Annotated in this window: 8 protein-coding genes and 3 pseudogenes; 6 read left to right on the top strand and 5 right to left on the bottom strand. The window is 63.1% G+C overall.

Going from position 1 to position 13,766, the window contains the following annotated elements; translation table 11 throughout:
* Positions 1 to 10: 10 nt before the first annotated feature.
* The 3 genes from H9K75_RS07835 to H9K75_RS07825 are packed head-to-tail and all read right to left on the bottom strand — an operon-like array spanning position 11 to position 2,984.
* Positions 11 to 991: a DUF58 domain-containing protein gene (locus H9K75_RS07835; protein WP_226858597.1), complete on the bottom strand. Its 981-nt coding sequence runs from the start codon at positions 989 to 991 to the stop codon at positions 11 to 13.
* Positions 984 to 2,006 (bottom strand): AAA family ATPase, encoded by a 1,023-nt coding sequence (locus H9K75_RS07830; RefSeq protein WP_187725344.1) that lies wholly within the window; start codon positions 2,004 to 2,006, stop codon positions 984 to 986. The genes H9K75_RS07835 and H9K75_RS07830 overlap by 8 nt, the downstream gene beginning before the upstream one ends.
* 42 nt (positions 2,007 to 2,048) lie before the next feature.
* On the bottom strand, positions 2,049 to 2,984 hold the full coding sequence (locus tag H9K75_RS07825) for a S1C family serine protease (protein WP_187725343.1): 936 nt from the start codon (positions 2,982 to 2,984) through the stop codon (positions 2,049 to 2,051).
* A gap of 230 nt (positions 2,985 to 3,214) precedes the next feature.
* Here H9K75_RS07825 and H9K75_RS07820 point away from each other — a divergent pair, with 230 nt between their 5' ends.
* From H9K75_RS07820 to H9K75_RS07795, 6 genes and pseudogenes are all read left to right on the top strand, one after another.
* On the top strand, positions 3,215 to 4,105 hold the full coding sequence (locus H9K75_RS07820; protein ID WP_187725342.1) for a TatD family hydrolase: 891 nt from the start codon (positions 3,215 to 3,217) through the stop codon (positions 4,103 to 4,105).
* Positions 4,084 to 4,614 carry a DNA-deoxyinosine glycosylase gene (locus tag H9K75_RS07815; protein ID WP_187725341.1) on the top strand — a complete coding sequence of 177 codons (531 nt, stop codon included), beginning with the start codon at positions 4,084 to 4,086 and terminating at the stop codon, positions 4,612 to 4,614. Before H9K75_RS07820 ends, H9K75_RS07815 begins: the two co-directional genes overlap by 22 nt.
* Positions 4,586 to 5,406 (top strand): annotated as a pseudogene (locus H9K75_RS07810) (spermine/spermidine synthase domain-containing protein). The gene H9K75_RS07815 and the pseudogene H9K75_RS07810 overlap by 29 nt, the downstream one beginning before the upstream one ends.
* A gap of 29 nt (positions 5,407 to 5,435) precedes the next feature.
* Positions 5,436 to 7,251, top strand: a pseudogene (locus H9K75_RS07805) (GspE/PulE family protein).
* Between the two features lie 761 nt (positions 7,252 to 8,012).
* Entirely contained in the window at positions 8,013 to 8,501 is a 489-nt protein-coding gene (locus H9K75_RS07800; protein WP_187725340.1) for a tripartite tricarboxylate transporter TctB family protein, read from the top strand.
* A gap of 16 nt (positions 8,502 to 8,517) precedes the next feature.
* Positions 8,518 to 10,028 (top strand): annotated as a pseudogene (locus tag H9K75_RS07795) (tripartite tricarboxylate transporter permease).
* A gap of 364 nt (positions 10,029 to 10,392) precedes the next feature.
* On the opposite strand, the gene lspA reads toward H9K75_RS07795, so the two are convergent.
* Together lspA and ileS are read right to left on the bottom strand one after the other, a co-directional pair.
* Positions 10,393 to 10,893, bottom strand: coding sequence for a signal peptidase II (gene lspA / locus H9K75_RS07790; RefSeq protein ID WP_187725339.1), 501 nt, complete (start codon positions 10,891 to 10,893; stop codon positions 10,393 to 10,395).
* A 2-nt stretch (positions 10,894 to 10,895) separates the two neighbouring features.
* Entirely contained in the window at positions 10,896 to 13,757 is a 2,862-nt protein-coding gene (gene ileS / locus H9K75_RS07785; protein WP_187725338.1) for an isoleucine--tRNA ligase, read from the bottom strand.
* Between the last annotated feature and the right edge of the window lie 9 nt (positions 13,758 to 13,766).

The raw sequence follows: 13,766 nt of genomic DNA, 5'->3' as shown, positions 1-13,766 counted from the left end.
TGCAATGCAATCAGTGCCGCGAATTCGCGAGTCGTGCGGGCTGCGCGGAACGCAATCCGCGCAGCGCGAGAAAGCGCATCATGCTGTCCAGCAGATCATCATCGGTCGCCAGTTCCAGCGTGTCGACTCCGGCCCGCGCGAGGTTGGCGCGCAACTGCTCCTCGCGCTCAGCCGCAAGGCGCGCGTAGCGTTTGCGAAAGCCGCTGCTGCGCGTGTCCACGTGCAGGCGCTCGCCGGTTTCGGGGTCGCGCATCCAGACGAGACCGATGTCGGGCAGCGCCAGTTCGAGCGGATCGAGCAGGCGCACGGCGACCACGTCGTGGCGCTGCGCGAGTTGCGCGAGCGGCCTTTCCCAGCCCGGATCGCTCATGAAATCAGAGACCAGAAATACCGTGGAGCGACGCCGCAGCAATCCCTGCGCGGACTCCAGCAAATGGTGCAACTGCGTCGTGCCCTGAGCCGTTTTTTCAGCAGGCCTTTGCCGCGCTGCGTTGTTGCCCATCAGCAGGTGAAGCAGTTGCAGCACATGGGCGCGGCTGCTGCGCGCGGGCAGGGTCCTGTCGCGCCCCGCACCGGCATGCAGCACGGCACCCACACGATTGCCGCGGCGCGTGAACAGCCGCGCCAGCACGCCCACGAAGCCCGTGAGCTGATCGCGCTTGCTGTGGCCGGGCGGACCAAAATCGACCGACGGGCTCAGATCGAGCAGAAACCACGCGGTCAGTTCGCGGTCTTCCGTGAACACCCGCACGTGCGGCGTGGAAAGGCGCGCGGTCACGTTCCAGTCGATGTGGCGCACATCATCATGCGTCTGGTATTCGCGCAGGTCGGCCAGATCGATTCCCGCGCCGCGCATCAGGGTGCGATAGTCGCCCTGCAGCAAACCATCGAGCCGCCTGAGCACGCGCCATTCCAGCCGTTGCAGCAGCCGCTCGGCGGTCTGCGTGATGGCGGGCGCGGTGATGAGGGCGCCGCTTGTTGTTTCAGGCACGGCGGGCCTCCTTGCCGGTGATGTCGGCCGAACGCGCGGGCGCGGGCAGACGCACCATGATCTGGTCGATCAGCGAATCCACCTGCTGCGCGTCGGCCATGGCTTCATATGACAGCGTGATGCGGTGGCGCAGCACGTCATGGGCGAGTTCCTTGATGTCTTCAAGCAGCACGTAGCTGCGCCCGCGCATCAGTGCAAGCGCCTGCGCGCCCTCGGCCAGCGCAATCGTCGCGCGCGGGCTGGCACCACAGGCAATGGCACCGGAGAGGTCCTTGAGGCCGTAGACACCGGGATTGCGCGTCGCCGCAACCATGCGCACCGCGTATTGGAGCAACGACGGATCGACGTAGACCTCGCGCGTGACGCGCTGCAGCTCGGCGAGTTGCGCGGTGCTGGCAACCGCCTGCACCGCCACGGCGGGGGCCAGCGCGCGCTCTGCGATCACGAACTCTTCGTCTTCGGTCGGATAGCCGATCAGCACCTTCATCATGAAGCGGTCCACCTGCGCCTCGGGCAGCGCGTAAGTGCCCTCGGTTTCAATGGGGTTCTGTGTTGCGAGCACGAGAAACGGTTCGGCCACGCGGTGCGTCTCGCCCGCAATCGTCACCTGGCGTTCCTGCATCACCTCGAGCAGCGCGCTTTGCACCTTGGCGGGCGCGCGGTTGATTTCGTCGGCCAGCAACAGGTTCGTGAAAACCGGCCCGAGCGTGGTGCTGAATTCGCCCGTGCGCTGGTTGTACATGCGCGTGCCGATCAGGTCGGCGGGCACGAGGTCGGGCGTGAACTGGATGCGCCGGAAGTGTCCATTGATGGTGCCCGCCAGCGTCTTCACGGTCAGCGTCTTGGCGAGACCCGGAACGCCTTCGACCAGCAGATGGCCCTGCGCGAGGATGGCGACCATCACGCGTTCGAGAAAGCGATCCTGCCCGACGACCACACGCTTGATTTCATAGAGGATCTGCTCCATCAGCACGGCGGTGGGCTGGGACTGGGGGCTGCCGGTGTACTCGATCATGTGCGTCCTCTTTTTTGCGCGCGGTGGTGACGGGTCGCCAAGTCAGAAAGGCGGTGATCCGATGGCCTTGGCCGCGTTTTCGATGGGCACGGCAAAGCCGATGCCAAGCGAGGTTCGCGATGCGGTCGGATTCAGAATGGCGGTGACGATGCCTATGACCTCGCCATCCATGGTGACCAGCGGCCCGCCGGAATTGCCGGGATTGGCGGGCGCATCGAACTGGATCAGATTGCGCAGCACCTGCTTGCCCTCGGGTGACTGGAATTCGCGTTTGAAACCCGAAATGACGCCCGCCGAAACCGACGGCCCGATACCGAACGGAAAGCCCACGGCCACGACCTGATCGCCCGCATTCAGCCCCTCGGTGGAGCGCATCGCCGCGGCCTGCAGGTCGTCGGGCGGCTCGCTGGCCTTGAGCACCGCAAGATCGTTTTCGACCTGCACGTTGACCACCACCGCATTGGACGTGGAGCCGTCCGCGAACTGCACCTCGATGCGGCGCGAGCCGTTGACCACGTGCAGATTGGTGAGGATGATTCCGGTGTCGATCACGACCACCCCCGTGCCTTCGCCGCGCTCGACCTCGGTGCCGCGTTTGGTGCGCGTGTATCCCACGACATGCACGACCGAGGGCGCAATCTTCGCGGCCGCACGCGCGGTGGGCGACGGCAGGGTCTGCGTCGCGAGCGTGTGCAGCACGGCTGCGTCGATGTCCTTTTGCGTGAGTTGCTGCGGCGCGCGATTTTTCTGCTCATGCCCCCAGTAGCCGAGAACGCCCGCGTTCAGCGCCAGCACGAATATCAACAGCGGCCAGATGTGTCGTGGCACGCGACCCGCAGCGGGCGCTGGCGCGTCTGCGGCCTCGGAGGAAGTCGCGTGCGCCTTATCCGTCACGCTTTCGGCGCTCTGCGGCGGCGTGTCCCCGGCGGAGAGGACAGGGTCGCGACGTGAACGGCTGTAACGGGCGATCCGGGGCATGCTTCACCTTCGGCGGCGGCGTCCCGATGCGCATGTCGCGCGGGGCGCTCTTCCTTCAATCAAAGCGGTTGTGGCGGATTTGTCAACGAAGTCGGAATCACAGTAGCACGGATTGTCGCGTGCTGCACAGCGAATTGGATTTCGTCTTACAGGGAATTGACCAATGTTTCCAGCCCTCACATCGGCGGTTTCGGCGATCTGCGGACGGGTTCTGCGGCATCATCGCCAATATGCAGCCTGCTTTTGATTTTTCCCGTCCGTATTGGGTGGACACCCATTGCCATCTCGACGAGTTCGTCGCGCACGGCGGCCAGGCCCATGCCGATGCGATGCGCGAGGACGCACGGCGCGCGGGCGTGGCGCATTGCGTGATTCCGGCGGTTGAACGCAGCAACTGGAGCGTGTGCCGCGACCTCGCGCACCGCTGGGGCGACAGCTACGCGCTTGGCATTCATCCGCTGTTCACGCCCGATGCGCGCGAAGCCGATATCGCGGAACTTGGGCGCGCGCTGGCCGAGGGGCAGGGCGATCCGCGTCTGGTGGCCGTCGGCGAGATCGGACTCGACTATTTCGTGCCCGGGCTCGACTCCGGGCGGCAGGAGCATTTCTACCGCGAGCAGTTGCAACTGGCGCGGCGTTTCGGGTTGCCGGTGATCGTGCACGTGCGGCGCTCGGCGGACCGGTTGCTCAAGCATCTGCGTGAATTGCCTGTGGTCGGCGGTATCGCCCACGCCTTCAACGGCAGCCTTCAGCAGGCCAGGGTCTTCATCGACATGGGTTTCAAGCTCGGCTTCGGCGGCGCACTGACGTTCGAGCGGGCGCTGCAATTGCGGCGGCTTGCCGAGCAATTGCCCGTGGAGGCGCTGGTGCTCGAAACCGACTCACCCGACATCCCGCCGCACTGGCTCTACGTGACCGCGCAGCAGCGCGAAGCCGGCGTGCCGCAGGCGCGCAACACGCCCGCCGAACTGCCACGGATCGCCGAGGTCCTCGCGGGACTTCGCGGACTGGATGCGCGCGAACTGGCGCGTGTCAGCGTTGCCAATGCGGTCGCGGCGCTGCCAAAGCTCGCTCCGTTCGTTGCCCAGGGAACCGAAGCATGGCCGAAGAATCCCCGTTGATCGGCCTGCCGCCCATCGTCGGCGCGCAGACCCGCGTGCTGGTGCTTGGCAGTTTTCCGGGCGTGGCGTCGCTGCGCGCATCCCAGTACTACGGACACCCGCAGAACCATTTCTGGAAGATTCTCGCGGCCCTCTGGCCGGCACAGGCCCTGCCTTCGCGCGAGGACTACGCGGCGCGCTGCCAATGGCTGCTCGAGCGCGGACTCGGCATCTGGGACGTGTATGCGGCCTGCGAACGCGAGGGCAGTCTTGATTCCAACATCTGCAACGCGCGTGTGAACGATTTTGCTGCGTTGCAAAAACAGCTCCCGCGACTCGCCGCCATCGCCCACAATGGAGGCGAGAGCTTCCGGCACGCAAAGGCGGTGCGCGGCAGCATGGCTTTACACGACAATGACAGAATCGAATCGCTGCGTTTGCCGTCCACAAGTCCCGCCAACGCGTCGTGGAGCTTCGACAAAAAACTGAATGCCTGGCGCGATGCGCTGGCACCCTACGGATTGGTGTGAAGAGTTGACTACCCGAAAGAAACAACAGGCCGCTGCGCTGGAACTGCCCGAAGTGAGCATCTCCGATGACGGTGACGTGCGCTATCTGCATCTGGGCACGCCCTGGATTCAGGGCTCGATGAAGATGGCGGCGCCGTTCGAGATCGAACTGGAATACGTGCAGCGCATGATGGCCTGGCTGCTGTTCATCGAACCGGAACGCGTGTCCGCCGCCACGCCATGCAACTGGGCCTGGGCGCGGGCGCGATCACCAAGTTCTGCGTGAAGAAGCTGCGCATGAAATCCACGGTCATCGAACTCAACCCGCAGGTCATCAGCGTCTGCCGTTCGTGGTTCAAGCTGCCGCCCGATGGTCCGAAGCTCGAAGTCGTGCTCGGCGATGCCGCCGTGGAAATCCGCGACGAGAAATGGCTGGGCATGATCGATGCGCTGGCCGTTGATCTGTATGACCATGATGCAGCCGCGCCGGTGCTCGACAGTGCCGAGTTCTATAAGGATTGCCGCGCGCTGCTGAGCGATGATGGCGTGCTCACCGTGAATCTGTTCGGCCGTTCATCGAGCTACGAAAGCAGCGTGGCCAAGCTTGCCGAGGCATTTGGAGACGATGCGCTCTGGGCCTTCAAACCCACGCGCGAGGGCAATACCATTGTGCTCGCGCAGCGCACTCCCACGCGCCCGACGCGTGCCGACCTGATGGCGCGCGCCGAGGACGTGAAGACCCGCTGGGACCTGCCCGCGCCCAAGTGGCTGCGGGTGTTCAAGCCGGTCAAGACCGAACGCTCGGCCACATGACAAAAAATAACGAAGGGAACCAACGCATCATGAGCACGTCACGCGCCACTTCTTCTTCGACATCTTCCCCGCCGCAACCCGCGCGTCGGCGCGCGCATCATGGACCGCTGGACTGGCGCACGGTCGTGGAGTGGCTGCGCAGTGAAGGCGTGATCGATGCCGAGGTGGCGGATCGCACCATCGAGCGCTGCTCGCGCGCTGAAAGCGTGCAGCATCCGCTGGTGCGCCTGGCGAGCGTGGGCATGGTGCGCGCCGTCGACGGCAAGCCGCTCGACACCTACATGCTGACCGAATACGTGGCGCAGCACAGCGGCCTGGCCTATCTGCGCATCGATCCGCTCAAGGTCGATGTGGGTCGCGTGTCCGAGGCCATGAGCGCGAGCTACGCCGAGCGCCACAAGATATTGCCGGTGCAGGCGTCGCCCAAGGAAATCGTGGTTGCCACGGCCGAGCCTTTCGTGACCGACTGGGTGGGCGAGGTCGAACGCCAGTCACGGCGCACCGTGACGCGCGTGATGGCCAATCCCGAGGACATCAAGCGCTATACCGCCGAGTTCTTTGCGCTCGCCAAATCCGTCTGGCAGGCGCAGAAGTCGGGTGGCAGCTCCGTGGGCAGCAGCTTCGAGCAACTCGTGGAACTGGGCAAGGCCAACAAGCAGCTCGATGCCAACGATCAGGGCGTGGTGCGCGTGGTGGATTGGCTCTGGCAATACGCGTTCGACCAGCGCGCGAGCGACATACACCTGGAGCCGCGCCGCGAGCAGGGCGTGATCCGCTTTCGCATCGACGGTGTGCTGCACGTGGTCTATCAGATGCCGATGAGCGTGCTCAACGCCATGGTCGCGCGCGTGAAGCTGCTCGGGCGCATGGACGTGGTCGAAAAGCGCCGCCCGCAGGACGGCCGCATCAAGACCCGCAATCCCGGCGGCGACGAAGTCGAAATGCGTTTGTCTACCTTGCCGACCGCGTTCGGCGAGAAGATGGTGATGCGTATCTTTGACCCCGACAACACCGTCAAGGATCTGAGTGCCCTGGGCTTTCCGCCGCACGACGCCGTGCGCTGGGAGACGCTGGTGCGGCGCCCGCACGGCATCATTCTGGTGACCGGGCCGACCGGTTCGGGCAAGACGACGACGCTGTATTCGACGCTCAAGCGGATTGCGACCGAAGAGGTGAACGTCAGCACCGTCGAGGACCCGATCGAAATGATCGAGGCCTCGTTCAACCAGACGCAGGTGCAGTCGCAGCTCGACTTCAATTTTGCCGAAGGCCTGCGTGCGCTGATGCGTCAGGACCCCGACATCATCATGGTCGGCGAAATCCGCGATCTCGAAACCGCAGACATGGCGGTGCAGGCGGCGCTCACGGGCCACCTGGTGTTCTCGACGCTGCACACCAACGACGCTCCGAGCGCGATTTCACGCTTGATGGAGCTGGGCGTCGCGCCATATCTGATCAACGCCACCTTGCTCGGCGTGCTCGCGCAGCGCCTGGTGCGCACGCTCTGCAAGGTCTGCAAGAAGCCCGACGAAACCGCATCGCCCGAGGCGCTGGCCGAGGTCATCAGACCGTGGAAATTCAATGGCGAGTACCGGGCCTATCAACCGGTGGGCTGTCTTGAATGCCGCATGACCGGCTTCCGTGGCCGCATGGGGCTGTATGAATTGCTCACCGTGAGCGAGGACATGCGCAACCTCGTGAATCAATCGCCTTCGATGGACAACATTCGGCGGCAAGGGGTCAAGGATGGGATGCGGCCTTTGCGGCTGGCGGGGCCATGCGGGCGGCTGAGGGGTGACTACGATGGATGAGGTGATCGCGGCTACGCCGCCGTTGGAGAGCTGAATTTTTTTGTTCCTTTGGTGCGTGGCATTTTCTTTGTGTGTTGGCGGGTTTTGAGGGAGCTGGCCGGGATTGCGCCCGGCGGCGCAGTACCTTTTTGTCTTGCCAAAAAGGCACCAAAAAGCGCTTTGAATACCTGCGGCAGAACTCGCTTCGTTCCTTCGTCACTTCGCTCGGACAACCGCCGCAAGTCAGCTGGAAAGAGGTGCGCTCGGCACTTTGCTTCGCTCGTGCCGGGGTTGAGTTGCGTGGAGGCGTATGCGCCCGCTATTGCACGAGCGCAGCGACGTGCCGACTCCCGCCCTCTGACCACGCCTGGGGCGAGGCGGTTGTGCGGTGGCTGTTGCGTCAAGTGACGCAACAGCTTCAACAACTGACTCGCTGTGCTTGTTCGAACGGAGCGCCTTGGCGCGCAGTGAGTTGCACAGCGCACCGCATGACCGTCTCGCCCCAGGTCGCCCCTCGCAACGCGAGGGGTCGTGGGCAGCGGGCTCAACTTTCTTTGATTACTTTCTTTTTTGACAAAAGAAAGTAATTCGCCCGCCGGGGCGAGACCCGGCCAGCAAAACCCAGCTTCCCATAGCGCCGTGCACAGCAAGCCATGCGGGTTTACACCAGCAGAAAAACGTGCTGCCACCACGTCCCCAACCCCCTTGTCTCTTAGGGAAAACTTGTACCCGCCGGTAGGTGGAATCCACATCGCTTTCGATGGACGTGCGCCTGACAATCCGGCGGTCGTTATCCTTTTCTTGGGAGACTTGTTTGTGAAAATAAAGAGTCAGAAAGATTTCTTTGCCGGTCTGATGTTCCTGCTGATCGGGGGTGGTTTCGCCTGGGGCGCCACGACCTACACCGTGGGTTCTGGTGCGCGCATGGGCCCGGGCTACTTTCCGCTGTTGCTGGGCATCATTCTTGCCGTCATTGGCGCGATCATCATGTTCAAGGCCACCGTGGTCGAGACCGAAGGTGGCGATCCGATCGGCAAGTGGGCATGGAAGCAGATGTTCTTCATCATCGGTGCCAACCTGATCTTTGGTCTGCTGCTCGCTGGCTTGCCATCGCTCGGCATTCCTGCGATGGGTCTGATCATCGCGATCTACGGCCTGACGTTCATGGCCAGTCTGGCGGGAAGCACCTTCAGCTTCAAGGAAGTGTTCCTTCTTGCCACTGTGCTCGCCGCTGGCAGCTATGCGGCTTTCGTGTGGGCGCTGAACCTGCAATTCCCCGTGTGGCCTAGCTTCATCGCAGGTTGATTGGAGAGACTGGACCATGGAACTTATTGAACACTTGTCGATGGGCTTTGGCGTAGCCTTCACGTTTCAGAACCTGATTTACTGCTTTGTCGGCTGTCTGCTGGGTACCCTGATCGGCGTGTTGCCTGGCGTGGGCCCTGTGGCCACCATCGCGATGCTGCTGCCCGCAACCTACGCGCTGCCCCCGTGGCCGCGCTGATCATGTTGGCCGGTATTTATTACGGCGCGCAATACGGTGGTTCGACCACCGCCATTCTGGTGAATCTGCCAGGCGAATCGTCTTCGGTGGTGACCGTGATCGACGGCTACCAGATGGCTCGCAAGGGACGCGCAGGACCGGCGCTGGCTGCTGCCGGTATCGGTTCGTTCTTCGCGGGTTGCGTGGGTACGCTGATTCTGGCTGCCTTCGCGCCTCCGCTGACCGAAGTGGCGTTCAAGTTCGGCCCTGCCGAATACTTCTCGCTGATGGTGCTGGGCCTGATCGGTGCCGTGGTGCTGGCTTCGGGTTCGCTGCTCAAGGCCGTTGGCATGATCGTGCTGGGCCTGCTCCTCGGGCTGGTGGGTACCGACGTGAACTCGGGTGTGGCCCGCTACTCGTTCGACATTCCTGAACTGACCGACGGCATCAACTTCGTCGTGATCGCCATGGGTGTGTTCGGCTACGGCGAAATCATTGCCAACCTGTCGAAATCCGACGATGAGCGCGAAGTGTTCACCGCCAAGGTGCAAGGCCTGTTCCCGACGAAGGAAGACTTCAAGCGCATGCTGCCTGCGATGATCCGTGGTACGGCTCTGGGTTCCGCGCTCGGTATCCTGCCCGGTGGCGGCGCGCTGCTGTCCGCGTTCGCTGCTTACACCATCGAGAAGAAGACCAAGCTCAAGCCCGGTGAAGTGCCGTTCGGCCAGGGCAATATCCGTGGCGTAGCCGCTCCCGAGTCCGCCAACAACGCCGGTTCGCAGACCTCGTTCATTCCGCTGCTGACGCTCGGTATTCCACCGAACGCCGTGATGGCGCTGATGGTGGGTGCGATGACGATCCACAACATCCAGCCTGGTCCACAGGTGATGACGAGCAACCCGGAACTCTTCTGGGGTCTGATCGCTTCGATGTGGATCGGTAACGCCATGCTGGTCATTCTGAATCTGCCGCTGATCGGCATGTGGATCAAACTGCTGACCGTGCCTTACCGCTGGCTGTTCCCGTCCATCGTGCTGTTCTGCGCGATTGGCGTGTACTCCACCAACAACAACACGTTCGACGTGTGGCTTGTGGGTATCTTTGGTTTCATCGGCTACATGTTCTACAAGCTCGGTGTGGAGCCCGCACCGCTGCTGCTGGGCTTCATCCTGGGCCCGATGATGGAAGAAAACCTGCGCCGTGCGCTGCTGCTCTCGCGTGGTGACTGGAGCGTGTTCGTCACGCGTCCGATCTCCGCCGGTCTGCTGGCGGCCGCGCTGCTGCTGCTGATCATCGTGCTGCTGCCCGCAGTGAGCAAGAAGCGCGAGGAAGCCTTCGTGGAAGAGTAGTGACGGATGGTGGTGGATGCAGGTTGTTGATTACGCAATAAATCAATCAGTCAATCACACCGCAACGCAACACCGGAATAAAAACCCCCGCATCGAAAGGTGCGGGGGTTTTTCTATTTCGCAGAGACGGCAGTTGCCAGGAACCTGCCTGCACATCGCCCGGTCAGCGAGCGACGGCATTGTGTGACCATGCCCGGCGTGTACCGGCAATTCAAATGACATCGCCAGTCTTAACCCGCCATGTGCTCCGGTGCGCGCTGCCCGAAGCAGTGAGTGCAGCACCACGTAAGCGTCATGAAAAAGGGCGACGGTGAAATCACACCGTCGCCCTGGATCCTTGGAAAAGCTGATGACGCGTTGTGCGCTACTTGCTTCGCTTCACTCTGAGCAGTTCATCGAGAATCAGGCAGATCGCACCGATGGTGATCGCGCTGTCCGCAATATTGAATGCAGGGAAGTGCCGGCCACCCAGATGGAAATCGAGAAAATCCACCACGTAGCCGTGTTGCAGGCGATCCACCACGTTGCCGATCGCGCCGCCGAGAATGCTGGACAGCGAGAACGCGAACAGCTTCTGGCCCGGATGCGCGCGCAACTGCCAGATGATGAAGATGGCCGCCGCAAGGCCGATGCCGGTGAACACCCAGCGCTGCCAGCCGCCCGCGTTCGCGAGGAAGCTGAAGGCGGCGCCGGTGTTGTGTGCACGAACGATGTTGAAAAAGCTCGTGATGTAGGTGGCGTCGCCCAGCTTGTAGTAGCCGAGGATCAACACCTTCGTGAACTGGTCTGCAAGAAAGATCACCACGGCCCAAGCGAGCCAGGGCCAGATGCTTGCTTTGTTGCCGGAGCTGGAGCCGCGCGCCATGTTCAGACGAACGCCCGGTTTTCACCGGCGCCGTAGAGGTTGCTCACGCAACGGCCGCACAGCGTTGGGTGTTCGCTGTTGCTGCCCACGTCGCTCTGGTAGTGCCAGCAGCGATCACACTTGGTGTCGGGCGAGGGCCTCACCCGGACGCCGAGCGCATCGCCTGCCTTGAGTTCGACCTTGGAGACGATCAGCGCAAACTTGAGATCGGCGCCGAGCGAAGCCAGCAACGCGTGGTCTTCAGCAGCGGCCGTGAGCACGATCTCGGCCTGCAGTGACGAGCCCAACGCGCCGCTTGCGCGCACGGTCTCGATTTCCTTGTTCACCACGTCGCGGATGGCGCGGATGCGCTCCCACTTCGCGCTCATCGCCTCGTCGCCCGCGGGGATGGTGCCGTAGGTTTCGAGGAAGATGGTCTCGGAACTGCCGAACAGCTTCCACGCCTCTTCGGCGGTGAACGACAGGAACGGCGCCATCCAGCGCAGCATCGCATGCGTGATCTGGTGCAGCGCGGTCTGCGCGCTGCGGCGCGCGTGGCTGTTCTCGGCCGTGGTGTAGAGGCGGTCCTTGAGCACGTCGAGGTAAAAACCTCCGAGGTCTTCCGAACAGTACAACTGCACCTTGGCGACCACCGGGTGGAATTCGTACACCTTGTAGTGCGCGAGGATTTCCTGCTGCAGCGCGGCCGCGCGGGTCAGCGCGTAGCGGTCGATCTCGAGCAGGTCGTCGAATGGCACGGCATGCGTGGCGGCATCGAAGTCGCTCACGTTGGCCAGCAGGAAACGCAGCGTGTTGCGGATGCGGCGATACGAATCGACCACGCGGGCGAGGATCTTGTCGTCGATGGCGAGGTCGCCCGAATAATCGGTCGAAGCGCACCACAGGCGGATGATTTCCGCGCCGAGCTTGCCGCTCACTTCCTGCGGCGAAACTGTGTTGCCGAGCGACTTGCTCATCTTCTTGCCCTGGCCGTCCACGGTGAAGCCGTGCGTGAGCAGGCCCTTGTACGGCGCGCGGCCATAGATGGCGGAGGCGAGCAGCAGCGACGAATGGAACCAGCCGCGATGCTGGTCGTGGCCTTCGAGGTACAGATCGGCCTCTGGCCCCACGTCGTGGTGCATGGTGTGGTGCGTGCCGCGCATCACATGCCAGAAGGTCGAGCCGGAATCGAACCAGACTTCGAGGATGTCGGTGCTCTTGGTGTATTCGGCGGCTTCCTTTTCGCCGAGGATTTCCTCGGCCGTCACGCGGCTCCAGGCCTCGATGCCGCCTTGCTCGACGATGCCGACGGCCTGGTCGAGGATTTCCATGGTGCGCGGATGCAGTTCGCCCGAATCCTTGTGCAGGAAGAACGGGATCGGCACGCCCCAGCTACGCTGGCGCGAGATGCACCAGTCGGGACGATGGGCGATCATGTCGCGCAATCGCGTGCGGCCGTTTTCCGGGTAGAAACCGGTGTGGTCGATGGCTTCGAGCGCGATCTGGCGCAGCGTTTTCTCGGGCTTGTCGCCGACTTTGGTGAACACGCCTTCGCCTTCATCCATGCGGATGAACCACTGCGCTGCGGCGCGGTAGATCACCGGCGTCTTGTGGCGCCAGCAATGCGGATAGCTGTGGGTGATGACCGTGGTGTTCAGCAGTCGGCCGGCCTTGTCCAGCGCCTCGAGAATCACCGGCACGGCCTTCCAGATATGCAGGCCGCCGAACAGCGGGAAGTCCGCCGCGTAGGTGCCGTTGCCCTGCACGGGATTGAGGATCTCGTCGAGCTTCATGCCATGCGCGATGCAGGAGTTGAAGTCGTCGAGACCATAGGCGGGCGCGGAGTGAACAATACCCGTGCCATCGGTGGCCGTCGCGTAGTCGGCCAGATACACCGGCGACAGGCGCTTGTAGCCCGCATCGACGTCGTAGAGCGGATGCTCGAACTCCAGCGCATCGAGCTTGCTGCCCTGCGCCAACGCGAGCACCTTGCCGTCGAGGCCCCAGCGCTTCATGGTGTCCTCGACCAGCGTCTCGGCGACGATCAGCAGACCGCGCTCGGTATCGACCAGCGCGTAGTTCAGCTCGGGGTTCAGGTTCAGCGCCTGATTGGCGGGGATGGTCCACGCGGTGGTGGTCCAGATGACGATGAACGCATCCTTGTTGAGCGCGGGCAGGCCGAATGCGGCGGCCAGGCGCGCCGGGTCGTGCGCCTTGAACATCACGTCGAGCGTGTTGCTCTTCTTGTCCTGGTATTCGATCTCGAACTCGGCTAGTGACGAGCCGCAGTCAAAGCACCAGTACACGGGCTTGAGACCACGGTAGACGAAACCGCGCTCCATCACGCGTTTCAAGGCGCGCAGCTCGCCCGCCTCGTTCGCGTAGTTCATGGTCTTGTATGGATTTTCCCAGTCGCCGATCACGCCGAGGCGCTCGAAATCGACCATCTGCTGAGCGATCTGCTCGGTCGCGAAGGCGCGGCTTTTGGCCTGCATCTCGTCGCGCGGCAGATTGCGCCCGTGCAGCTTCTCGATGGCGTTCTCGATGGGCAGGCCGTGGCAATCCCAGCCCGGCACGTAGAGCGCGTCAAAGCCTTCGAGCTGGCGGCTCTTGGTGATCATGTCCTTCAGGATCTTGTTGACCGCGTGGCCGATGTGAAGCTGGCCGTTGGCATATGGCGGGCCGTCGTGCAGGATGAACTTGGGCGCGCCGCAACGGGCATCGCGCAGTTTCTTGTAGACACCTTCGTCCTGCCATTGCTTGACCCAGCCCGGCTCGCGCTTGGGCAGATCGCCGCGCATCGGGAAGGGGGTATCGGGCAGGTTCAGGGTCTTGCGGTAGTCCGTTTTGTCGGACGCGGTCGTGGCTTGCTGTTTATCGGACATGGGCTGGAA

Source organism: Diaphorobacter aerolatus, from assembly GCF_014489535.1.
Lineage (GTDB): Bacteria > Pseudomonadota > Gammaproteobacteria > Burkholderiales > Burkholderiaceae_C > Diaphorobacter_A > Diaphorobacter_A aerolatus.
This window is presented reverse-complemented; position numbering and strand designations above follow the sequence as displayed.